Origin of the sequence: Ferrimonas balearica (assembly GCF_019802055.1) — a bacterium.
GTDB lineage: Bacteria > Pseudomonadota > Gammaproteobacteria > Enterobacterales > Shewanellaceae > Ferrimonas > Ferrimonas balearica_A.
Genome location: NZ_JAHVHW010000006.1, coordinates 308,445 through 331,476, shown reverse-complemented (window position 1 = coordinate 331,476; position 23,032 = coordinate 308,445). Strand labels below are relative to the sequence as shown.

Genomic DNA, 23,032 nt, shown 5'->3' with positions numbered 1-23,032 from the left:
ATAACCCTGTTTTCATTATGGCTTTGCAAGGTCAGCAAAGGAGATCCCCGTGACGGACCAATATCACATCGGCAGTTTTGTGGTGCATTGCCAGCCAGGCCAGACCAACTCGGTACGCCGGGCCATCGGCGCGATGCCGGGAGCGGAGATCCACGCCTGTACCGAAGACGGCAAGCTGGTGGTGACGCTGGAGCGGGAAGATCGGACCGATATGCAGGTCGGAATGGAGGCGATTGCGACTCTCTCCGGCGTTCTGTCGGCGGCCCTGACCTATCACCGGGTAGAAGCTTTAGACGAGCTGAGGGAGAACGGATAATGAAACTGGATCGTCGACATTTTATTAAAGCCAACGCCGCCCTGGCTGCGGCCACGGCCGCCGGGACAAGCCTGCCAGCCAGTCTGGCACGCGCCGCAGAGGGGCCGGATGATGTTCACTGGGACAAAGCGCCCTGCCGCTTCTGTGGCGTGGGTTGCTCCATTATGGTGGGCACTCGTGACAACCGCATTGTGGGCACCCGGGGTAACCCGGACAGCCCGGTCAACAAGGGCATGGCCTGTGTGAAGGGCTATTTCCTCTCCAAAGTGATGTATGGCGAAGGGCGCCTGACCACTCCGCTGCTGCGGATGAAAAACGGTGAGTACGCCAAAGATGGTGAGCTGACCCCGATCAGCTGGGATCGTGCCTACGACGAGATGGCCCAGCGCTGGAAAGCCAGCCTGAAGGCCAAAGGCCCCACCTCTGTCGGGATGTTCGGTTCCGGCCAATGGACCGTGTGGGAAGGCTATGCCGCCGCCAAACTGATGAAGGCGGGCTTCCGCTCCAACAACATCGACCCCAACGCCCGTCACTGTATGGCCTCCGCCGTAGTGGGCTTCCTGCGCGCCTTCGGCATCGATGAGCCGATGGGCTGCTACGACGATATTGAGCACACCGACACCTTCGTATTGTGGGGCTCCAACGCCGCCGAAGCGCACCCGGTGCTGTGGAACCGCATCACCGACCGCCGTCTGTCTCACCAGGGGTGTGAGATCCACGCTCTGTCCACCTATCAGCAGCGCTGTTTCGAGATGGCGGACAACGGCATGATCTTCCGTCCCCAGACCGACCTGATCCTGCTTAACTACATCGCCAACTACATCATCCAGAACGATGCGGTGAACTGGGACTTCGTGAACAAACACACCAAGTTCGCCATGGCGACGCCGGACATCGGTTATGGCCTGCGCCCCACCGATCCCCGCGAAAAGGCGGCCAAAAATCCGGGCTCCGGCAAGACCACCGGCATCAGCTTCGAGGAGTACGCCAAGTTCCTGGAGAAGTTCACCCTGGAGTACACCGCCGAACAGACCGGTGTGCCTGCCGATGCCCTGTTGAAGCTGGCCAAGGTCTACGCCGATCCCAAGCGCAAAGTGATGAGCCTGTGGTGCATGGGCACCAACCAGCACGTCCGTGGCGTGTGGGCCAACAACTCCATCTACAACCTGCACCTGCTGACCGGCAAGATCTCCGAGCCGGGCAACAGCCCCTTCTCCCTGACCGGTCAGCCCTCCGCCTGTGGTACCGCCCGGGAAGTGGGCACCTTCGCCCACCGTCTGCCCGCCGACATGGTGGTGATGAAGGATAAGCACCGTGAGGTGACCGAGAAGCGTTGGAAAGTGCCTAGCGGCACCATTCCCGCCAAGCCCGGTTTCCACGCCGTAATGCACAACCGCATGTTGAAAGACGGGGTGATGAACTGCTACTGGACCCAGTGCACCAACAACCTGCAGGCGGGGCCGAACATCAACGAAGAAGCGCTGCCGGGCTTTACCAACCCCGACAATTTCATCACCGTTTCCGACGCCTATATGACCGTCACCGCCTCCATGGCGGATCTGGTCCTGCCCACCGCCATGTGGGTGGAGAAAGAGGGTGCCTACGGTAACGCCGAGCGCCGCGGTCAGTACTGGCATCAGATGGTGAAGCCGGTGCCCGGCGCCCGCTCCGATCTGCGTCAGGTGATGGAGTTCTCCCAGCGCTTCGTGATGGAGGATGTGTGGCCGGAAGAGCTGCTGGCGCTGGCCCCGGAGTACCGCGGCAAGAGCCTGTACGAGGTGATGTTCGCCAACGGCGAGATCAACAAGTTCCCGACCCGCGATTGCAAGGGCCGCTTCAACGACGAGAACCAGGCATTCGGCTACTACGTGCAGAAGGGGCTGTTTGAGGAGTACGCCGGCTTTACCCGCGGCCATCAGCACGACTTGGGTGATTTCGACGCTTACTTCGGTGAGGGGCTGCGCTGGCCGGTGGTCGATGGCAAAGAGACCCTGTGGCGCTTCCGCGAAGGTTTGGACCCGTACGTCGAGAAGGGCACCGGCTTCCAGTTCTACGGCAAGCCCGATGGCAAGGCGGTGATCATCGCCAACGACTACGAGCCGCCGGCAGAGAGCCCGGATGAGGTACACGACCTGTGGATGTGCACCGGCCGTATTCTTGAGCACTGGCACACCGGTTCCATGACCCGTCGGGTACCGGAGCTGAACAAGGCGTTCCCCAATGGCCAGGTCTTTATGAACGCTGAAGACGCGATGGCCAGGGGCCTGGAGGAAGGGGATGAGGTGATCGTTTCCAACCGTCGTGGTGAGGTGCGCAGCCGGGTGACCACCGACAGTCGCTACGTTATGCCTCGCGGTGTGATCTTTATGGCCTTCTTCGACTCTGCTCAGCTGGTGAACAAGCTGATTCTGGATGCGACGGATCCGATCTCCAAAGAGACGGATTTCAAGAAGACCCCGGTGAAAGTCACCAAGGCCTGAGGAGGAAAGGATGATGAAAAAGACACTGACCCTGATGGCCCTGATGGTGGCCCTGAGCGGTTGCCAAAGTGGTGGTGAGCCCGCACAGCCGACGCCGCAATCTCTGCGCGGCGAGGTGCCGGTTGCCGTGGATTCCCCCGCTGCCCCCGTGGCGAGCTATCCCGATAAAGGCGCTTCGGTGGCGGTGGTCTCGGTGGGGCAACCACCGGTGATCCCGCACACGGCGGATTACCCGATTAACCTGGACAAGAACGGCTGCATCAGCTGCCACCGAGGCGGTAAGCAGAAGATGGCGGAGAGCCACTTCGAAGCCGGTAAGGTGGATGGCAAGTACTACCAGTGTACGGTGTGCCACGTGTCCCAGGCGCAAAACTACTGAGCCAACAAACAGCATAACCGCCCTTCGGGGCGGTTTTTTTTGGTCTGAGCACAGATTGGTGCAAGAGGCCGGGTCTGATCGCACCCTGGCCAGGGTTCGAATGAAATTCTTTTCCAGCATCCCTGCAAACTCTTGAGGGAGTGCCGCCTTTTTACCCATATATCCCCCTTGGGGTATACCTCCCCTAATCCCCTACTTTCATCATGTTGCGCCTGTTCTGTGAAGGGAGATCCCTGTGTCAAACGAGTATCACATTGCCGCCCTGGTGGTGCATTGCCGCGCGGAATCCAAAGCCTCGGTGTGTGAGGCCATCGAGTCGATGGAAGGCGCCGAGATCCACACGGCTACCGAAGAGGGCAAGCTGGTGGTGACCCTGGAGCAGAGCAACCGAGTCGATTTGCAGTCCGGAATGCACGCGCTGTCTGTGCTGCCCGGTGTGCTGTCTGCGTCATTGACCTACCACCGGGTAGAGAACCTGGACGAGCTGGGGGAAACCAACGAATGAAATTGGATCGCCGACACTTTATTAAAGCCAACGCCGCACTGGCGGCCGCGACCGCGGCCGGCGCGGCGCTGCCGACAAGCCTGGTACGTGCGGCAGAGGGGCAGGACGACGTCCACTGGGACAAAGCGCCCTGTCGCTTCTGTGGCGTGGGCTGCAACATCATGGTGGGCACCCGCGATAACCGCGTGGTCGCCACCAAAGGCAACCCGGACAGCCCGGTCAACAAGGGCATGGCCTGTGTGAAGGGATCCATGCTGTCTAAGGTGCTCTATGGCGAAGGCCGCTTGTCCACTCCGCTGCTGCGGATGAAAAACGGTGAGTACGCCAAAGACGGTGAGCTGACCCCGGTCAGTTGGGATCGTGCCTACGACGAGATGGCCAAGCGTTGGAAAGCCAGCCTGAAGGCCAAAGGCCCCACCTCCATCGGAATGTTCGGTTCCGGTCAGTGGACCGTGTGGGAAGGCTACGCCGCCGCCAAACTGATGAAGGCGGGCTTCCGCTCCAACAACATCGACCCCAACGCCCGTCACTGCATGGCGTCTGCCGTGGTCGCTTTCCTCCGCGCCTTCGGCATTGATGAGCCGATGGGCTGCTACGACGACATCGATTACACCGACACGTTTGTGCTTTGGGGCTCCAACGCCGCTGAAGCGCACCCGGTGCTTTGGAACCGCATCACCGATCGCCGCCTCTCTCACAAAGGCTGCGAAGTGCATGTGCTCTCCACCTTCCGCAACCGCAGCTTTGAGATCGCCGATAACGGTCTGGTGTTCCACCCGCAGACCGACCTGATCGTCCTCAACTACATCGCCAACTACATCATCCAGAACGATGCAGTGAACTGGGAGTTCGTGAACAAACACACCAAGTTCGCCATGGCGGAAGGGGACATCGGTTACGGCCTGCGTCCGGAAGACCCGCGGGAAAAAGCCGCCAAGAATCCAGGCTCCGGCAAGACCACCGGCATCAGCTTTGAGCAGTACGCCAAATTCCTGGAGAAGTTCAGCCTGGAGTACACCGCCGAACAGACCGGTGTGCCTGCCGATGCCCTGTTGAAGCTGGCCAAGGTCTACGCCGATCCCAAGCGCAAGGTGATGAGCCTGTGGTGCATGGGCGCCAACCAGCACGTGCGTGGTGTTTGGGCCAACAACTCCATCTACAACCTGCACCTGCTGACCGGCAAGATCTCCGAGCCGGGCAACAGCCCCTTCTCCCTGACCGGCCAGCCTTCCGCTTGTGGTACCGCCCGGGAAGTGGGCACCTTCGCCCACCGTCTGCCCGCCGATATGGTGGTGATGAACGACAAGCACCGCGCCGTTACTGAGCAGCGCTGGAAAGTGCCCTCAGGCACCATTCCGGCCAAGCCCGGTTTCCACGCCGTGATGCACAGCCGCATGTTGAAAGACGGGGTGATGAACTGCTACTGGACCCAGTGCACCAACAACCTGCAGGCGGGTCCGAACATCAACGAAGAAGCGCTGCCGGGCTTTACCAACCCCGACAACTTCATCACCGTTTCCGACGCCTACATGACCGTCACCGCCTCCATGGCGGATCTGGTCCTGCCCACCGCCATGTGGGTGGAGAAAGAGGGCGCCTACGGCAATGGTGAGCGTCGTGGTCAGTACTGGCATCAGATGGTGAAGCCGGTGCCCGGCGCCCGCTCCGATCTGCGTCAGGTGATGGAGTTCTCCCAGCGCTTCGTGATGGAGGATGTGTGGCCGGAAGAGCTGCTGGCACTGGCCCCGGAATACCGTGGCAAGAGCCTGTACGAGGTGATGTTCGCCAACGGCGAGATCAACAAGTTCCCGACCCGCGAATGCAAGGGCCGCTTCAACGACGAGAACCAGGTGTTTGGTTACTACGTGCAGAAGGGGCTGTTTGAGGAGTACGCCGCCTTCGGTCGTGGCCACGGTCATGATCTGGGTGACTTCGACGCCTACTTTGGCGAAGGCCTGGTTTGGCCGGTGGTCAATGGCAAAGAGACCCTGTGGCGCTTCCGCGAAGGGCTGGACCCCTACGTCGAGAAGGGCACCGGCTTCCAGTTCTACGGCAAGCCCGATGGCAAGGCGGTGATCATCGCCAATGACTACGAGCCGCCAGCAGAGAGCCCGGATGAGGTACACGACCTGTGGATGTGCACCGGTCGGGTTCTGGAACACTGGCACACCGGCACCATGACCACCCGCATTCCGGAGCTGCGTAAAGCGGTACCGCACGCCCAGGTGGTGATGAATGCGGAAGACGCGGCGGACCGTGGCCTGAAGGAGGGTGACGAGGTGATTGTCTCCAACCGCCGTGGCGAAGTGCGCACCCGGGTGAGCACCAAGAACCGCAATACCATGCCTCGTGGCGTGGTGTTTATGGCCTTCTTCGACTCCAGCCAGTTGGTGAACAAGCTGATTCTGGATGCGACGGATCCGATCTCCAAAGAGACGGATTTCAAGAAGACCCCGGTTAAAATCACCAAGGCCTGAGGAGAGGACGATGAAAAAGACACTGACCCTGATGGCCCTGATGCTGGCCCTGAGTGGTTGCCAGAGTGGCGGCGAAGCGGAGCAGCCAGCGCCGCTCTCCATGCGCGGAGAGGTGCCGGTTGCGGCCAGTTCTCCGGTTGCTCCAGTGCCGGTTTATCCGGCGAAGGGCACCTCGGTGGAGCGCTCCGTTCTGGCCCAGCCGCCGGTGATCCCCCATAAGGCGGATTACCCGATCAACCTGGACAAGAACAGCTGCATCAACTGCCACCGTGGCGGCAAGCACAAGATGGCCGCGAATCACTTCGAGGCGGGCAAGGTGGATGGCCAGTACTATCAGTGCCGCGCCTGCCATGTGCCCCAGGCCCAGAACTTCTGATGCGATAACAGAAAACCGCCCTTCGGGGCGGTTTTTTTATTTGTGCAGAACCAGCGTGTCTGGTGTCACATCCAGTGCCTGCTGCCAGTCCTTGAGCAGCATCGCGGTCAGTTCACCAAAGCCTCGGTAGAAACCGGTTTGGGCCTGTGCCGCCATCTCTTCGGTGACGCGATGGCTCCAGGGCAGCAGATGGTGGGTCAGCAGCGCTTTGATGGCCACCTCACTCTCTGCTTCAAACAGCTGCCCCAGTACCGCCAGAACCAGGCCGATGTGGTCTTCCGGTTCATTGTGGTCCAGTTCAAAAGCGATGCCCTGTTCTCGACAGAACTGGTTAAAGGCGAGAGTGGTTGCGCCACAGACCAGGTTTTCCTTATCGGTGTAAACCGAGCCCCAGGGATAGGCCGCCATCGGGCCAGGGCCCACAAACAGCCGGTAGTAATCCCGCTCAATAGCGTCGAACTCATCCTGCTCCAGGCTGGACCGGATCTGTGTCAGTGCGGGGGTCGGATCGGTACCGAAATCTGGCCACCGGTCCGGCAGATCGGCCGAGGCCAGCTCCGCCAGAAACGCCTGCGTGGGTTTGCGGTAAAACACGTTATGCAGTACGCGACAGGCAACGGCCGCGTAGGGAAACTGTTCAGTCATTGGTGTCTCCATGATGGATGGAGTCAGAGTAGCTCAGATGGGGGTCAGCGGATGCCGACCCCCGTCAGGGTTTTACACTTCGAACCAGTTCAGCACTTCGCCACCGGACTGAGCATTACGGTTTTGCTTAATGCACAGGTTGGGTGCCGTGATGCTGGCGGAGGGCAGCGGGCTGATGTCGGCGTTACTGCCGTACTTGGCGCGCAGTTCGTCGATCGGGCCGAAGTCCAGAGCGCGAAGCGGGCAGGACTCAACGCAGATCGGCTTGCGATCTTCAGCGATGCGCTCATAGCAGCCGTCGCACTTGGTCATGACGCCGCGATCCTTGTCAATCTGCGGAGCGTCGTAAGGGCAGGCGCGGGCACAGGATTCGCAGCCAATGCAGATGCCCTGGTCCACATGCACCAGGCCGTCACTGCGACGCTTATACATGGCGCCAGTGGGGCAGGCTTTCACACAAACCGGGTTGCTGCAGTGGTTACAACCGATGGAAACGTAGTAGCTGAAGATGTTCTGCTCTACGGTGCCATCACCATTTTCCTGCCAGCTGCCGCCGCCGTACTCGTACACACGACGCCATTTCACATCCTTGGGCAGATCCTTGCGGTCTTTGCAGGACACGTGACAGGTCTTGCAGCCGGTGCATTTGGTGGTATCGACGTAAAAGCCGTACTGCTTGGGTTCGTTCATGGTCAATCTCTCCAAAATCTTAAGCGGTCACTTTTACCCGGATGGTGTGCTGCGGGTTGCCCTTGGATACCGGCGTCGGGTGGTATTTGGTCAGTGCGTTGATGCAGCCGCCCTGATCCACTTCACCGGCACGGGTGCCCTGGTACCAGGCGCCCTGAGCCATGGCGACAACACCGACCATCACCCGCGGGGTGATCTTGGCGCGGACACGGATGGCGCCCTGGGGGCTGGTCAGAGTAATCATCTGGCCTTTGTTGATGCCGTATTTTGCGGCGTCTGCCGGGTTGAACCACGCGGCGTCTTCAACGGCTTCACGCAGCCACTCGACGTTGTGGTAGCTGGAGTGGGTACGGCCTTTGGTGTGGTAACCCACGATCTGAAGCGGATACTCGTCGCGAGTCTCTTCATCTTCGTAGCCCTGCCAGGCTTCGGTGTACTGCGGCAGCGGGGTGATCTGGTCGTAATCCTTGTCGGAGGCGGGGATCCACTCATCGCGCTTCTTGGCCCAGTCGAGGGAGTAGATCTCGATCTTGCCGGACGGAGTGGACAGGGCTTTGCCGTCTTTGACGAAATCTTTTAGTGCGACATACGTATCCGGGCTGTGGCGGCGGTAGAAGCCCACCTTCTGTGCTTCGGCGTAGGTGGCAGGGAGGTTCAGCTCAGGGTTGCTGTTGCGGGTGCCCGCGTAGAGGTGATCCAGCCACTCTGCTTCTGTACGGCCTTCGGTGTATTCCGCTTCCTTACCGAACACTTTCGCCAGGCCCAGACCGATCTGGTAGAGGTTGCGGCAGTTGTACAGCGGATCCAGGCTACTGGACATAAAGGTGAGGTAGCCGGTTTCGCCGGAAGCGTAGCTGTCGTTGGCTAGGTCGTTGGATTCCACCCAGGTGGTATCCGGCAGAATGTAGTCCGCAAAACGGGCGCTGGCGGTCATCCAGCAGTCGGCAACCACAATCAGCTCACACTTCGACTCATCTTCCAGAATCTGACGGGTGTGGTTAATCTCTGAGTGTTGGTTGATCAGGGCGTTGCCGGAGGAGGAGAACACCGCTTTGATGTTTACGCCCAGCTTTTCGTCGTCGCCCAGACCCTTTACGCCATCGGAAGTGGCGTCCATCTCTTCGCCGCGCTCGATGGCTTCAGCCCAGGTGTGGAAACAGATGGAAGCGGATTCCGGGTTGCTGCCGGCGCCCATGCCGGAGCGGCCAAGGCCAAAGTTGCGCGGCAATTCACCGTTGTTCACACCACTTTCGCCCAGCTTGCCGGTCAGGATCGGCAGCATGTAGAGGGCACGCATGGTCTGTTCGCCACAGGCGTGACGGTTACAGCCGGCACCGATGGTGATGTAGGGCGTCTTGGCATTCATGATCTTTTCAGCCAGAGCCACGATCTGGTGAGAGGGCACGCCGCACTTGGCTGCCGCCCAGTCCGGGGTGCGGGCCAGAGTGTAGATCCCTGCGCCCATGATGTAGTCGTGGTAGTTCTCATCAGAGTTGATCAGGGCGGCGTAATCCGGATTGTCCACCTTGGCCTGCTCCAGGGACGCCTTGTCGTAACCAATGGCGTGTTTGTCCAGGAAGGCTTTGGCGTTCTGTTCTACCCAGCCGGTGCTGATCATCTGGTAGGCGATCGCTTCAGCCAGAGCGCCGTCGGTACCCGGGCGGATCGGCAGCCATTGATCCTCTTTACCCAGAGTGGTGTCGGTGTAGCGCGGGTCAACGATGATCACTTCCAGATTGCTGGTCTGACGACGGGCTTCGATGGCGTTGAGAAAGTCGATCTGTTCGCCGGACCCGGACATGCGGATCTCGAACGGGTTGAAGCCGAAGCCCACAACCAGATCGGAGTGGCGGATCTCGGACAGGCGGGTACCGCTGGTGCCGCCGGTGCCGAAGGTGGCGGGGCTGGCGACATTGAGCTGGGCCCAGGAGTAGTTGCCGTAGTAGTTGAGGTGGCCACCAGACAGACGCAGAGCACGCTGGATACAGGAGCTGCTCGCGAAGCCGTAGTAAGCGCCGGAGCCATAATGGTGGTAGATGGAACGCGGACCGTGGTTAGCCTGCAGTTCCATCACCTTCTGGCCGATCTCGTTGAACGCCTGCTCCCAGGTGATCTCTTCATAGATGCCTGCGCCGCGCTTGGTGCCCGCCTTACGTTTCATGGGCGCTTTCAGACGGTCAGCGGCGTAGGTGCGCTGTTTGATGGAACGGCCACGCAGACAGGCGCGAACCTGGTGATCACCGTACTGGTCGGTACCGGAGTGGTCGGTCTCAACGCGGACAATGCGACCATCCTGACTGAACACTTTCAACGGGCAGTTTGAGCCACAGTTCACCAGGCAGGCGGAGAAGTTCACGTTCTCTTCGGTTGGCACTTCCGGGATGACGTTTTCGGTTTTCTTGCCACCACAGGCGGTCAGGCAGGACACCGCCCCGGCGGTGGCACTCAATTTCAGAAAATCACGACGTTGCATAGGTCACCTCAATGGTTAAAGCGAATAGGTCAGGGTCAGCATCAGCAGGTGGGCGTTGTAGTTGTGGCCCATATCGCCCAGGGTGATGAGCCCGGGAATGCTGTCGCTGGCGACATCGGCGTAATCCGTGTCGTAGTAGCGCTCGTAGCGGTAATCCAACCGCACGTTGGTGCGCTCCGAGAGGATGTAGTCGGCGTAGGCGCGCACGCTGTGGGCCCACTGGAAGTAGTCGCCGTAGGGCTGGCCCTCAGACACCTGGGTGTCGGAGCTGGACTCGGTGTACTGGTAGTCCGCGCCAACGGTCAGACGGTCCTGCATCAAGCCGCTGTAGCGGGCACCGATGCCGGCGTAGTCAAAGCGGTCTTCGATGCGGTAGGTCCAGTCCGGAGCGGCAAAGCTCTGGCTGCCCGCCTGGTTGGACTCAATCCACTGCTGACCGGCAAAGGCATGCAGGTTCAGCGCTTTGCTGATCCGGTAGCTGGCGGCCAGGTCGTAACCCAGGTCGTCCGAATCCAGCAGGCCGATCTCCGATTCGCTGTAGTCGTCCTTGGCATAACGCACGGTGGCATCCAGGGTCAGATCGGCCAGCGGGTTGTAGCTCACATCGAAGGTCAGTTCGGTGCGGTCCCGGTCCGCCAGGTAGTACTTGCGCAACAGGGTGTTGTCTTCGCTGGAGGTACTCTCGCTGGCCTGATAGCGGGAGCCGTCACGCTGGCCATAGCTGGCCTTCAGGGAGAGGTCCAGGTTATCCAGGGCAGTGACGCGGGTCCGGGCCCAAAGGGTGTTGTCTTCGGTGGTTTCCCGCACGCTGTGGTTGCGCTCGGTACGTTCACCCTGGTAACCCGCTTCCAGCGCCACGCGCTGAGACAGGCGGGTGCTGGCGTCCAGTCCGTAGCGATGGCGTGTGGTGTCCAGCGGCGTGTTCATCCGGGCGGTGCCGCTGAGGGCGTCGATCGACACGTCCTGCTCATAGGCGAACACCGGGGTGCGGTTGTCGCGGTCTGAGTAGTCGTATTTGGCGGCCAGGCGCACTCCGCCCAGGGCACTGGTCAGGCGCAGGTTGGCGCCCTGGGTACGCACTTCACCATTGGCGTGAGTGATGCCGTTCGGCGCTGCCAGCGGGTCCACAAACTGGGTGTCGTTCTGATACAGCCATCCCTGAGTCAGGCGGCCGGTCAGGCGGGTTTTGCCCATCCGGTACTGGCCGGACAGAGCCACCAGGTGCGCTTCGTTGTTGGGGGCCAGGGCCTGAACCGCGCCGCGCTCACCGTTGTAGAGGCCGTCATAGGCGTTCTCAAACAGGGAGCCCTGATAGCTCAAGGCGGTCAGCCAGTTCTGGCCACCCAACTCGGCACCGGCATTAAAGGTCTGGGTGGTGGTGTCCACCGGCGCGGTGATGTTGACCGGGCTCTTGATAAATTGGGTGCTGCTGGACTGGAAGCCGGTTTTGGCTTCGTGGTCGTAGCGGGCGTAGGTGCGCCAGTTCAGCTCCGCGAACCGGTTCTGGTAGGCCAGACCTAAACCGGTGCGCTCACGGCGCTGCTCCAGGTCAACGTCAATCGGCTGTTCCAGGGCCACCAGGTTGCGGCCATCGAAACCGTATTGGGTCTGCGCGGTGGCATCGACGGTGCGCAACTTGGCGTAGTCGAACCGGGCATCGATATGGTTGTCGCGATAACGGGCGCTGCCGTAGCCGCTGCTCATCCCCAGTTGGTCGGCGTTGAGATCCAGACGGCCATCCGCGTCACCATTGAGGGTGGCGTCGGCGTTGATGCCAGCCGTGGCACCGTCTTTGGCGCCGAATCGATTGGCGGCATGGTCATCGTTGCTGCTGACCGCACCGGCACTGAGGCCGATGGTGCTGCTGGCCTGCGGCGCGTCACAGCGTTTGCAGGCCCAGCCGGACTTGTCCAGTTGCTGAGTATTGGCTTCTGACAGGGCGAAACTGGCGCCCTGAGCCGGGGCCATCACCGAGAGGATGGCCAGGGCAGTCAATGAGAGTTGCGCTTTCATCACGGGATGTCCTTATTTCTCAAGCAGGCTGCCGGCGGGGTGGTTGGAGCCGTGCACCTGGCTGTGGCAGTTGAGGCAGCTTTGCCCGGAGACAAAGGCGTTGCTCTGGCCGTCGTAGACGCGACTGGCGTGGCCGTCAGAGGCGTGACAGCTCTGGCACAGTTGCGGTGCGCGGCGGGTCAGCATGGCGTCATTGACGCTGCCGTGAACGCTGTGGCAGCTGGCGCAGTTGTCGGTCACCGGAGCGTGTTCCCAGACCACCGGCCCGCGCTTCTCGGCGTGGCAGCTGTAGCAGGTGTCGTTGAGGCTCACGGCTTTCAGGGCAGATTCGGTCAGGCTGCCGTGGGCGCTGTGGCAGCTGGTGCAGCTCATGTCGCTGCCGCTGTGCAGGCCCGCCATCGGGTGGGCGGAGCGCTTGTTCATGTCCGCCGCTTCGCTGCTGTGGCAGCGGGTACAGGTGGCGATCTCCCCTTCGGGCGAGAGCACCGGATCACTGGCGGTGTGGATCTGGTGGCAATCGCTGCAGGCCACTTCGGAGAAGTCATGGCGGCTGCCGTGCCAGTCGCGGCGCTCGCTGTCTTCGTGGCAGCTCAGACAAACGGAGTTTTGCAGCTCGGCGCTGACGTTGGCGTCGTTGCCGAAGTTGATCATCGGCTCATTCTTGCCACGGTGCTTGCCCTGGGGGCCGTGGCAGGTTTCGCACTGCAGCCTGGCCATCGGACTGGCGCTGCTGTCCAGGCTGCCGTGGGGTGAGGCAAACAGGGCTTGCACCTGTTCATCCCGGCCGTGGCACATCAGACAGCCGTCTGCGCCTTTGCCGGAGTACTGTCCCTGCTGGAACTTGTCGATAAGCTGAGTCTGAACATTGTCACTGGCGTGGGCACTGAAGGCCACGGCACTGACCAGCAGACTGGTGCTCAGAAGACGGGAGAGTTGTTTCATCGGTTACCCACCGTAATAAATGAAAACCGTTCTTATTTAATTTTCTGGTAGGCCAAAATGGATATTTGTCGTCCTGACAATGTGCGGGGAGGCGCGGATATTCCTTCGTTGGCCAGACACTGTTTTCCCCGGGGGAGGGGCGACGGAAATTATCTTCAAATGGGATATTTTAGAATGTCATCCTGTTTGCATTTGGCGGTGCAGTGAATCGGTTCTGTGATCCTGGTGACAAAAAATTATCAAGGGATAATTATGGTATCCGAAATGCCTGTTTGGGCAATTTGAACCTGAATCACATTAAGGCCGTGATGGGGCCTTTACCCTGCCTCACTGACACAGGGGGGGGTGGTCATGAGATACCGGGGAGAGCGGGCCTTGCCTGCGCGCTTGCGTGCACTTGGCCTGAGTGCCGGGGTGATAGATACCCTGGGCCAACACGCACAAACACTGATTCTGGAAAGAGGCAAAGTGCTTTGCCCGGCCACTGAACGCGTTGGCCTGGCGCTGGTCCAGCAGGGCACTTTGATCCGTCAGGTCAGCTTCCATGATGGCAGCGTTGCGAGTACTGAACTGCTGTTTGCTGATCAGTTTCTCTTTTCCAGTGGCACAACAAGTGGTGCGGATCACAATGTTGGTTATCGAGCGCTTGAATCAACCGTCATTGAATGGATTGGAACGGATCATATTTATGAGATTTGTCGAAAAAATAACGGGTTTATTGAATTTTACCTGGAGAAGAAACACCGTTATTCGCGAATGGTGGAAGACCACTTAATTCTCCGCTCCATATTAAGTAAAAAAGAGCATCTTCTGATGACATTGGCGATGATTTTTTCCGCAAAACTGCGGCGAAATGAGTGCGCTATAAAAATCACCATTGAAGAGCTCTGTTCTGTGACCGGCAGCACAAGGCAGTACTGCAGCAAGGTCATTGCGGAGCTTTGCGAACAAGGTATCGTTATCAATCATTACGGCGGATTAGAGTTGTGTGACTATGCCGCCCTGAAAACCCAGCTTGGGACCGATGCGCGGCGGCACTATGACCTGTTCCGCGCCAAGCCCCCCAAGGAGGTGGCATGATTCGATGGTTTCGAGCCCTGTTTGCACTGTGTCTATTCAGCCTGGCAATTCCCACACAGGCGGCAACGGTTACCGTGGCGGTGGCAGCCAACTTCAAGTCGACGCTGGAACAGGTAGCCAAAGGGTTTACCGAGCAGACGGGTATCCAGGTTCAGATCTCATCCGGAGCCACCGGCGCGCTGTACACACAGATTCTGCATGGTGCTCCCTATGACCTGTTTTTGGCTGCCGACGATGAGCGGCCTGCCCTGCTGGTCGAAAAGGGGTTGGGTGAACCCGATACGCTCAATAGCTACGCCGTAGGATTACTGGCGTTCTGGGTGCCGGGGCAGCAGCCGGATGAAGCGAGCCTGACCCATTGGCAGGGGCGATTGGCCATCGCCAATCCCCGAATTGCCCCGTATGGTGCAGCAGCCGAGCAAGTCGGTGAACATCTTGATATCCTTCACAGGTTGAGGGGCAATATCGTGCGGGGAAACAATATCCTGCATACCTTTCAATACGTACAGAGCGGCAATGTGCCAGCGGGCCTCGTGGCGCTGGCGCAGCTCCGTCAGGCGGGGATACCGGACCAGGAGTTCTGGCTGGTTCCCCCCCAATGGCATGACAGTCTGCAGCAACAGGCGGTGGTGCTGAAGCGCAGCAAGCACCCAGCCGAAGCGCGGGCGCTGCTGGATTACCTTATGGCCCAGGACGATCTTCTGTCCCAAGCTGGATACGCGATCCCGGATGACCATCAATCCCTCTGATCTTGAAGCCCTCTGGATCACTCTGAAACTGGCGGCCATCAGCACTGGATTACTGCTGCTGGTGACACCTCCTCTGGCCTGGTGGTTGGCACACAGCCGGGCGCGTTGGCGCCCTATGGTTGAAGCGCTGGTGGCGCTGCCGCTGATCCTGCCCCCCACGGTGCTGGGCTTTTATCTGTTGCTGCTGTTCTCCCCGCTCTATCTGCCGGGACAATGGATGCAGGCGCTCACCGGTACGACCCTGGCCTTCTCCTTCTCTGGCCTGGTGATCGGTTCCATGATCTACTCTCTGCCCTTCGTGGTGCAGCCGTTGCAGTCGAGCTTTGCCACGCTGGGCAAAGGGGAACTGGAGGCGGCGGCCACCCTGGGCATGAATCGCTGGAAACGGTTCCACTACGTGGTGTTCCCGATGACCCGCCACAGCTTTGTGCTGGCCGGTATGCTGGGGTTTGCCCACACCCTCGGGGAGTTTGGCGTGGTGTTGATGATCGGTGGCAATATTCCGGGAGAAACTCAGGTGATCGCCATCGCCCTGTTTGAGCACGTCGAAGCACTGGATTACGCCAGTGCCCACCTGTTGGCGGGCCTGATGCTGGCCACCTCCCTGGCGCTGCTGCTGTTCATCTATGTTGGGATGGACCGGCGAAAGCGCGCCTGGGGTTACTGGTAAGGAGAACGCTCAGTGAGTTTGGAGCTCGAGCTTAAAGGGCAGCTGGGTGAGTTCGCCTTTGATTTATCCCTCTCCGTCCCTGTGCGGGGGGTGATTGGGGTGTTTGGCCCCTCCGGGGTGGGTAAGACCAGCCTGTTCCGGGCGATCTGTGGACTGGAGCGAGGGCTCCAGGGGCGCATCGTACTGAATGGCGACGTGTTGCAGGACAGCGAAAAGCGGGTCTTTATGTTGCCGGAGCATCGCAAGATCGGTGTGGTGTTCCAGGACAGTCGCCTGTTCCCCCATCTGACGGTGCGTCAAAATCTTCGACTTGCCCAGCAGCAGGCGGCTCAGCCCCAGTTCGGGATTGAGGAGCTGGCGGAGGCCTGTCAGTTTACCGAGCTGCTGGATCAGCCCGCGCCGTCGCTCTCTGCCGGACAGCGTCAGCGAGTGGCGATCGCCCGTGCCTTGGCGGCTTCCCCCCGTCTGCTGTTGCTGGATGAGCCTTTGGCGGCGTTGGATCTGGCCAGTCGCCAGCACTTGATGGCGTTTCTGAACAAGGTCTCGGAGCGGATCCCGATGCTCTTTATCAGCCATTCGGTGTCGGAGACCCTGCATCTGTGTGACCCCATCATCACCATGGGGAACGGTCATATTGAGCGGGTAGGTGGCCCGGATGAGATTGGCCAGCATCTGCCTCGTCGCCGGGGCCATGGTCGGGTGGTACGCTATAACCCGGAAACCGGTGAGCTGGTGTTGCAACTGGACGACTTTGCGCCGGATTTCGAAGCCAACCAAACCATCGGTCTGGTCAGCCAGCCGTCCTGGCTGAAGGGGCGGGACTGACCTTCCTACTGGTGTCGCATCATATTTCTGCTGGCGTTGCGCTGCTCGGTCTTGGCCGTATCCCAGCGCTGGTAGAGGTCCAGAATACGGGCCTTCATCGCCCGGTAGGGCTCAGGCAGATCCTTTGGGTCAGGCTGTGCAGCCAGGTGTCGGCTGACCGGGATGATCAGGTGCTCGATCTGAGTGAGGCGTTCCCCTTGCAGGCTTTTCACTACCATCAGTTGAAACGCGATGGAGACCACCGGCAGCAGCGTCCACTCATCCACGCCCTCTTTCAGTAACTCCGGCGCTTCAGCAAGCGTGAGCGTGATGATCTTCTCCGCCACCTGGTCCAGGGTGGCTGCCCCGGAAAACAAGCGGTGTATCTCCATCTCCTTGGCCAGTTCCACGGTCAAGGCTTCAGCCAGTTCGGCAACGGCCCATTTTGAGCCCAGAGTACGGATCAGTGTCATGGTTTTCGCACGCAAGCAGCAGAGATCCCAAGCCTAGCAGCCGACTTCTGAACCGGGTGTGGTCACGCGCATTGTTGTGACAAGCGGTTCGATTTTATTTGATTAAAGTGTGATGCGGGTCTCATTGGCTAGACTGAATAGGTCTCCCAGGTCACTGATGTGGGGTGTCGGTTTGCGCCAAAGTGGTCGTTTGTTCATACTGTTGCGCGTTTTCCCATCGTTTGGTCCTCGCTGGATCGAACCCATCTACTCTGTGATGCGGTGCGGGCGTATACCCCGGATCGGATTGCCTACAATGCGCCGACGCGGTTCGAGCGATGCAATTCTCTGGGGTTCTCCCAGCGTCTTTGGCTTTCTAAGCATCTCCCCTGCTGATCTCCATGGGCTTTTTGTCGATCCCGTCTGGCGCCGACATGTCGTACCGAAGCCAAAGCTTCGGAGTCTGAGACAAAGGAGGAAACATGTCTGATGCGCCCAGTACGCGCTCAACACTGAATCGACCGGTATTTTTCTGGTCAACGGGACTGATCCTGGCCCTGGTGGGTTATGCGGCCCTGTTCCCTGATGCTTCCGCAGAGCGCTTCAGCGCCATCCAATCGTCCATCATCACCAATGCCGGCTGGTTCTACGTTCTGGTCGTCGCCCTAATCCTGATCTACGTGGCTTTCCTGGGCCTGTCCCGCTTCGGCGACATCAAGCTGGGTCCCGACCACGCCGAGCCCGCTTTCAACAATAAATCCTGGTTCGCCATGCTGTTCTCCGCCGGAATGGGGATCGGCCTGATGTTCTTCGGGGTGGCTGAGCCGGTGATGCACTTTATGAGCCCACCGGTGGGTGACCCGGCAACGGTGGAGGCGGCCAAGGAAGCGATGAAGCTGACCTTCTTCCACTGGGGTCTGCACGCCTGGGCGATCTACGCCATTGTGGCGCTGATCCTCGCCTTCTTCGCTTACCGTCACGGCCTGCCTCTGACCCTGCGCTCAGCGCTCTATCCGCTGATTGGCGACCGGATCTACGGCCCCATCGGCCACGCCGTGGACATCTTTGCCATCATCGGTACCGTGTTTGGTGTGGCAACGTCGCTGGGCTTCGGTGTGCTTCAGGTGAACAGCGGCCTGCACTACCTGTTTGATCTGCCGGTGAACGCCAACATCCAGGTGATACTTATTATCGCCATTACCGCCCTGGCCACGCTGTCGGTGGTGTCCGGGCTGGATAAGGGGATCCGCCGCCTGTCGGAGTTGAACCTGTTGCTGGCGGTCGGCCTGATGGCGCTGATCCTGATTTTAGGCCCCACGGTTCTGTTGCTGCAGACCTACGTCCAGAACACCGGTGGCTACCTGTCTGAGATCGTCAACAAGACCTTCAACCTCTACGCCTACGACCCGACCGACTGGCTCGGGGGATGGACTCTGCTGTACTGGGGCTGGTGGTTGTCCTGGTCGCCCTTTGTGGGGATGTTCATTGCCCGCATCTCCCGTGGGCGCACCATCCGTCAGTTCGTGATGGGGGTACTGTTTGTGCCCGCAGGTTTCACCCTGGCCTGGATGACGGTGTTCGGTAACACCGCCATCGATATGATCCTGCATCAGGGGATGACGCAGTTGGGTGACATCATCAGTGAGGACTCCTCTCTGGCCCTGTTTGTGTTCCTGGAACAGTTCCCACTCTCCAGCCTGCTCTCAACCATTGCCATGCTGATGGTGGTGGTGTTCTTCGTCACCTCGGCGGACTCCGGCTCGCTGGTGGTGGATATGCTGGCGTCCGGTGGTAATGACCACACCCCGCTGTGGCAGCGCATCTACTGGGCCGCCAGTATCGGTCTGGTGGCCGTGGTGCTGATGATGGCCGGTGGCCTCTCATCACTGCAGACGGCGGTGATCGCCAGTGCCCTGCCGTTCGCCATGGTGCTGCTGGTTGCCGCGTATGGACTTCAGCAGGCCCTGCAGGTGGATCTTCACAAGAAGGAAAGCCAGCAAAGTGCCAACCTGGCCCCTCGGGTTACCCGCAACCCGGTGCCCTGGCAGCGCCGCCTGCGCAACACCATGCAGTTCCCCCGCCGGACTCATGTGAACCGCTTTATCGATGAAGTGGTGTACCCGGCCATGGAAGAGATGCTGCTTGAGCTGCGCAAGCAGGGGGTGGAAGTGAACCTGCACAAGGATGACGATACCCATCGTACCCGGCTCGAAGTGCTGTTTGGGGCTGAGATGGACTTTGAGTATGAAGTGCGTCCCCGTGCCTACCAGCGCCCCTCTTTTGTTCTCACCGAAGAGGACGATGACGAGGAGAGCAAATACTTCCGTGCCGAAGTACACCTTCGCGAGGGTGGGCAGGATTACGATGTGATGGGCTGGAGCCGGGAACAGGTTCTCGGTGACATTCTGGACCAGTACGAGAAGCACCTGCACTTCCTGCACATGGTGCGGGAGTAAAGAGAGAGGGCGGCCTTGGGGCCGCCCTTTTTGTTACGCTTTTTCCTGATAATCCGGGTTGGCCGGGTTATTGGCCGACAGAGGCGCCTGCCCGACTTTTAGCGCGGTACGCAGACGCTTTTCCTGTTCAGCGATGCGTTCCGCCATCTTGGGCTGGCTGGCTGCCTGACCCAGCAGCACGGCGCAGTGCAGTGCCCGATGGTAGAGTGCCCAGGTCTCATGGCCATGCGCTTTCTCCGCCCCCTCCAGGTAATCCCCCAGCAGGGTTCGCATCACACGGGAGTCCGGCTTCTGGGGCTCGCCTTTCAGGCCGCTGCCAAATTCAAAGGCGGCCATCAGGCCCGCTTTGAGCGCGGCTTTGGCATCGTGATCCGGCTCGGCCGGCGAGGCCCAGTCCTGACACTGCTTTCGTGCCTCGGCCTCCAGTTCATTCAGTTTGGCTTCGGCCCGCTCATTGGCGGCTTTGTGTTCCTTTTGGAACTGGCGGGATTTGTAGGCCAGATAGAGGGTAATCAGAGCAACAAATATCAGAATGGGTTCAAGGGCCACGGTGTACTCCCTAGGTGGCGGTTGAAGTTACTTTAAGGATACGGCCTGGCGGTAAAACTGGCCAGTTCAGTGAGGCGATGTCAGCCTTGGTAGCACCTGGGGCGGTGGCGGGTCAGGATCCGGCTTGGCACGGCCGGGTCATCAAAGCCAACGGCCCGGTAGAGCGGATGCGCATCCTTGGTAACCAGCATAATGCGACGCAAAGGCACGACCTGAGGGTGGGCCATGATGCAGGTCATCATCCATCGGGCCAGCCCCTGGCCCCGGTGTTCCGTTAAAACGTACACATCCGCCAGATAGGCAAAGGTGGCGTAGTCGGTGATCAGCCGGGCGAAGCCAACCTGCTGCTGGCCCAGGTAGAGGCCGAAGCAGAGGGAGTGGTCGAGGGCGGTATCGAGCAGTTCGCGGGGGATGCCCAGAGACCAGTAGGCCTCTTCACTGAGGTAGCGGTGGATCGCGGCTCGGTCGAGCCGTTCCGGGTCGGTACTGACCAGATAGTCGCCCTTGTGCCACTCCATCTCTGCCCCCGCATAAAAATGGCGGGTCAGGTGCCCGCCAATATGGATCAGCTGTTGTCGCTGCCGTCCTGCTCGGACTGAGCCGCTTCCAGCGCGGCAAGGCGCGCTTCCAGCTGCTCCACCATCATGCGGGTTTTGGCCAGAACGGCGGCCTGGCGGTCAAACTCTTCCCGGGAGACCATATCCAGCTTGGAGAGCTGGCTCTGCAGAATGGTCTTGGCTTTGGCCTCAAAGTCGTCTGCGGCGCTCTTCAGACCCGGGGGCAGGGCGCTGCCCAGTTGCTGTGCCAGTTGCTCCAGTTTGTTGGGGGTGATCATAATAGGGTTCCATTGGTCGCTGTTGGATTCATGGTAACAGAAAAGCGGCCCGGTACAGGTGGCCAAACTCCCCCGATTTTGCATAGAATGCGCGCCCTCGAATCGGCGTGCACACAGGTAGGACGATGAAACTCAATCCGGCGCAACAAGAAGCGGTGAACTACGTCTCCGGGCCCTGCCTGGTACTGGCGGGGGCCGGCAGTGGTAAAACCCGGGTGATCACCAACAAAATCGCCTACCTGGTGCAGCGTTGCGGCTATAAGGCCCGCCATATTGCGGCGGTAACCTTCACTAATAAAGCCGCCCGTGAGATGAAGGAGCGTGTGGCGCAGACTCTGGGCAAAGGGGAGTCTCGTGGCTTGTGGATCTCCACCTTCCACACCCTGGGTTTGGACATCATCCGGCGTGAGCACAAGGTTCTGGGCCTGAAACCCGGCTTCTCCCTGTTTGACGATCAGGACACCCTGGCGTTGCTGAAGGAGCTGACGGAGAACGAGCTTAACGAGGATAAGGATCAGCTGCGCATGCTGATCACCCAGATCAGCAACTGGAAAAACGATCTGGTGTTGCCGGAGAAGGCGCTGACCCTGGCCCGTGATCCCCAGCAGATCCTGCACGCTCAACTGTATGAACGCTACCGCAGCCACCTGATTGCCTACAACGCGCTGGATTTTGACGATCTCATCATGCTGCCGACCCTGCTGCTGGCCTCCAATGCCGAGGTGCGGGAGAAGTGGCAAAACCGCCTGCGCTATCTGCTGGTGGACGAATACCAGGACACCAACACCAGCCAGTATGAGCTGGTGAAGCTGCTGGTGGGGGAGCGTGCCCGTTTTACCGTGGTGGGAGATGATGACCAGTCCATCTACTCCTGGCGTGGTGCCAAGCCCCAGAACCTGGTGCTGTTGGGTAAGGACTTCCCCAGCCTCAAGCTGATCAAGCTGGAGCAGAACTATCGCTCCTCCGGTTGCATTCTGAATGCCGCCAACATCCTGATCGCCAACAACCCCCACGTCTACGACAAGACCCTGCGTTCGGAACTGGGGTACGGCGAAAAGCTCAAGGTGATCATGGCCAACAACGAGGACCACGAAGCGGAGCGCGTGGTGGCGGAGCTGGTGCGCCACAAGTTTGTTAACCACGCCAAGTTCAAGGATTACGCCATTCTCTACCGGGGCAACCACCAGTCCCGCCTGTTTGAGAAGGCGCTGATGACCAACCGGATCCCCTACAAATTGTCCGGTGGCACCAGCTTCTTCAGTCGCTCAGAGATTAAGGACATCATGGGTTACCTGCGTCTGCTGGTGAATCCGGATGACGACAACGCGTTTCTGCGCATCTGCAATGTGCCCAAGCGAGGCATGGGGCCGGCCACTCTGGAGAAGTTGGGTCGACTGGCGAATGAGCGCCAGATCAGCTTGTTTGCCGCGGCGTTTGAGCCGGAACTGGAGCGGGTTCTGCCTCCTCAGGCGGCGGAGACCGTGATGGTGTTTACCCGCTGGCTGGTCGAGCTGGGGGATCGGGCCGAGCGGGGAGATACCCTGGCGGCGCTGAAGGATCTGGTGCGGGAGATCAACTACGAGGATCACCTCTACGACACCTCACCCAGCCCCAAGGCGGCGGAGATGCGGATGAAGAACGTCTCCGAACTCTACCGCTGGATCACCGACATGCTGGAGGGGGATGAGCTGGAGGAGCCGATGACCCTCAACCAGGTGGTAACCCGTCTCACTCTGCGCGACATGATGGAGCGCAACTCCGAAGAGGAGGAGGCGGACCAGGTGCAGATGATGACCTTCCACGCCTCCAAGGGGCTGGAGTTCCCCTACGTCTTTATGGTGGGCACTGAGGAGGGCTTGCTGCCCCATCAGAGCAGCCTGGATGAGGGCAATGTGGAGGAGGAGCGGCGTCTGGCCTATGTGGGCATCACCCGGGCTCAGCGTGAGCTGATTTTCACCCTCTGTCGCGAGCGCCGCCAGTTTGGTGAGCAGATCCGCTGTGAACCCAGTCGCTTCCTGCTGGAGCTGCCCCAGGATGATCTGGTGTGGGAAAACCGTCAGCGCCAGCCCTCGGAGCAGGAGCGGATGAGCACCGGCAAAACCAATGTCGCCATGCTCAGAGCGATGCTGGCGAAAAAGTGA

At 60.0% G+C, this 23,032-nt stretch carries 21 protein-coding genes; 12 read left to right on the top strand and 9 right to left on the bottom strand.

Annotated elements, in window-relative coordinates; all coding sequences use genetic code 11:
- Positions 1 to 49 precede the first annotated feature (49 nt).
- From KUV52_RS06865 to KUV52_RS06840, 6 genes are all read left to right on the top strand, one after another.
- The gene (locus tag KUV52_RS06865) at positions 50 to 316 is read left to right on the top strand and encodes a chaperone NapD (RefSeq protein WP_222525197.1); all 267 of its coding nucleotides are present in this window, start codon (positions 50 to 52) and stop codon (positions 314 to 316) included.
- A complete protein-coding gene (gene napA / locus KUV52_RS06860) occupies positions 316 to 2,796 on the top strand; it encodes a nitrate reductase catalytic subunit NapA (RefSeq protein ID WP_222525196.1) in 2,481 nt (826 codons plus the stop codon). The genes KUV52_RS06865 and napA (KUV52_RS06860) overlap by 1 nt, the downstream gene beginning before the upstream one ends.
- A gap of 13 nt (positions 2,797 to 2,809) precedes the next feature.
- Positions 2,810 to 3,175 carry a nitrate reductase cytochrome c-type subunit gene (locus KUV52_RS06855; RefSeq protein ID WP_261389911.1) on the top strand — a complete coding sequence of 122 codons (366 nt, stop codon included), beginning with the start codon at positions 2,810 to 2,812 and terminating at the stop codon, positions 3,173 to 3,175.
- A gap of 235 nt (positions 3,176 to 3,410) precedes the next feature.
- On the top strand, positions 3,411 to 3,680 hold the full coding sequence (locus tag KUV52_RS06850; RefSeq protein ID WP_222525194.1) for a chaperone NapD: 270 nt from the start codon (positions 3,411 to 3,413) through the stop codon (positions 3,678 to 3,680).
- On the top strand, positions 3,677 to 6,157 hold the full coding sequence (gene napA, locus KUV52_RS06845; protein WP_222525193.1) for a nitrate reductase catalytic subunit NapA: 2,481 nt from the start codon (positions 3,677 to 3,679) through the stop codon (positions 6,155 to 6,157). Before KUV52_RS06850 ends, napA (KUV52_RS06845) begins: the two co-directional genes overlap by 4 nt.
- 10 nt (positions 6,158 to 6,167) lie before the next feature.
- Positions 6,168 to 6,533: a nitrate reductase cytochrome c-type subunit gene (locus KUV52_RS06840; protein WP_222525192.1), complete on the top strand. Its 366-nt coding sequence runs from the start codon at positions 6,168 to 6,170 to the stop codon at positions 6,531 to 6,533.
- A gap of 36 nt (positions 6,534 to 6,569) precedes the next feature.
- Here the strand turns inward: KUV52_RS06840 and KUV52_RS06835 are convergent, their stop codons facing one another.
- The 5 genes from KUV52_RS06835 to KUV52_RS06815 form a co-directional block, all read right to left on the bottom strand.
- Entirely contained in the window at positions 6,570 to 7,178 is a 609-nt protein-coding gene (locus KUV52_RS06835) for a molecular chaperone (protein ID WP_222525191.1), read from the bottom strand.
- A gap of 72 nt (positions 7,179 to 7,250) precedes the next feature.
- Complete coding sequence (locus KUV52_RS06830; RefSeq protein WP_222525190.1) at positions 7,251 to 7,868, bottom strand: DMSO/selenate family reductase complex B subunit; 618 nt, start codon at positions 7,866 to 7,868, stop codon at positions 7,251 to 7,253.
- Between the two features lie 19 nt (positions 7,869 to 7,887).
- Positions 7,888 to 10,341 (bottom strand): DMSO/selenate family reductase complex A subunit, encoded by a 2,454-nt coding sequence (locus KUV52_RS06825; protein WP_222525189.1) that lies wholly within the window; start codon positions 10,339 to 10,341, stop codon positions 7,888 to 7,890.
- A gap of 15 nt (positions 10,342 to 10,356) precedes the next feature.
- Entirely contained in the window at positions 10,357 to 12,354 is a 1,998-nt protein-coding gene (locus KUV52_RS06820) for an MtrB/PioB family decaheme-associated outer membrane protein (RefSeq protein ID WP_222525188.1), read from the bottom strand.
- Between the two features lie 12 nt (positions 12,355 to 12,366).
- Positions 12,367 to 13,296 (bottom strand): DmsE family decaheme c-type cytochrome, encoded by a 930-nt coding sequence (locus KUV52_RS06815; protein ID WP_222525187.1) that lies wholly within the window; start codon positions 13,294 to 13,296, stop codon positions 12,367 to 12,369.
- Positions 13,297 to 13,710: 414 nt separating this feature from the next.
- Here KUV52_RS06815 and KUV52_RS19010 point away from each other — a divergent pair, with 414 nt between their 5' ends.
- Genes KUV52_RS19010 through KUV52_RS06795 form a run of 4 tightly spaced genes read left to right on the top strand, consistent with a single transcriptional unit; the run spans position 13,711 to position 16,620 of the window.
- Positions 13,711 to 14,376, top strand: coding sequence for a Crp/Fnr family transcriptional regulator (locus KUV52_RS19010; protein WP_222525186.1), 666 nt, complete (start codon positions 13,711 to 13,713; stop codon positions 14,374 to 14,376).
- On the top strand, positions 14,373 to 15,125 hold the full coding sequence (gene modA, locus KUV52_RS06805) for a molybdate ABC transporter substrate-binding protein (RefSeq protein ID WP_222525185.1): 753 nt from the start codon (positions 14,373 to 14,375) through the stop codon (positions 15,123 to 15,125). Before KUV52_RS19010 ends, modA begins: the two co-directional genes overlap by 4 nt.
- Complete coding sequence (modB, locus tag KUV52_RS06800; protein ID WP_222525184.1) at positions 15,106 to 15,795, top strand: molybdate ABC transporter permease subunit; 690 nt, start codon at positions 15,106 to 15,108, stop codon at positions 15,793 to 15,795. The genes modA and modB overlap by 20 nt, the downstream gene beginning before the upstream one ends.
- Before the next feature lie 12 nt (positions 15,796 to 15,807).
- Positions 15,808 to 16,620, top strand: coding sequence for an ATP-binding cassette domain-containing protein (locus tag KUV52_RS06795; RefSeq protein ID WP_222525183.1), 813 nt, complete (start codon positions 15,808 to 15,810; stop codon positions 16,618 to 16,620).
- Positions 16,621 to 16,625: 5 nt separating this feature from the next.
- Here KUV52_RS06795 and KUV52_RS06790 read toward each other — a convergent pair whose 3' ends face one another.
- Positions 16,626 to 17,072: a hypothetical protein gene (locus KUV52_RS06790; protein ID WP_222525182.1), complete on the bottom strand. Its 447-nt coding sequence runs from the start codon at positions 17,070 to 17,072 to the stop codon at positions 16,626 to 16,628.
- Positions 17,073 to 17,533: 461 nt separating this feature from the next.
- Between KUV52_RS06790 and KUV52_RS06785 the strand changes: the two genes are divergently transcribed.
- Complete coding sequence (locus KUV52_RS06785; protein WP_222525181.1) at positions 17,534 to 19,507, top strand: BCCT family transporter; 1,974 nt, start codon at positions 17,534 to 17,536, stop codon at positions 19,505 to 19,507.
- Positions 19,508 to 19,540: 33 nt separating this feature from the next.
- Here the strand turns inward: KUV52_RS06785 and KUV52_RS06780 are convergent, their stop codons facing one another.
- The 3 genes from KUV52_RS06780 to ubiK all read right to left on the bottom strand — a co-directional run bounded on the left by KUV52_RS06780 (position 19,541) and on the right by ubiK (position 20,891).
- Complete coding sequence (locus tag KUV52_RS06780) at positions 19,541 to 20,056, bottom strand: hypothetical protein (RefSeq protein WP_222525180.1); 516 nt, start codon at positions 20,054 to 20,056, stop codon at positions 19,541 to 19,543.
- 80 nt (positions 20,057 to 20,136) lie between these two features.
- The gene (locus KUV52_RS06775; RefSeq protein WP_222525179.1) at positions 20,137 to 20,574 is read right to left on the bottom strand and encodes a GNAT family N-acetyltransferase; all 438 of its coding nucleotides are present in this window, start codon (positions 20,572 to 20,574) and stop codon (positions 20,137 to 20,139) included.
- Between the two features lie 47 nt (positions 20,575 to 20,621).
- The gene (gene ubiK, locus KUV52_RS06770) at positions 20,622 to 20,891 is read right to left on the bottom strand and encodes a ubiquinone biosynthesis accessory factor UbiK (RefSeq protein WP_222525178.1); all 270 of its coding nucleotides are present in this window, start codon (positions 20,889 to 20,891) and stop codon (positions 20,622 to 20,624) included.
- A 125-nt stretch (positions 20,892 to 21,016) separates the two neighbouring features.
- Here ubiK and rep point away from each other — a divergent pair, with 125 nt between their 5' ends.
- Positions 21,017 to 23,032 (top strand): DNA helicase Rep, encoded by a 2,016-nt coding sequence (gene rep, locus KUV52_RS06765; RefSeq protein WP_222525177.1) that lies wholly within the window; start codon positions 21,017 to 21,019, stop codon positions 23,030 to 23,032.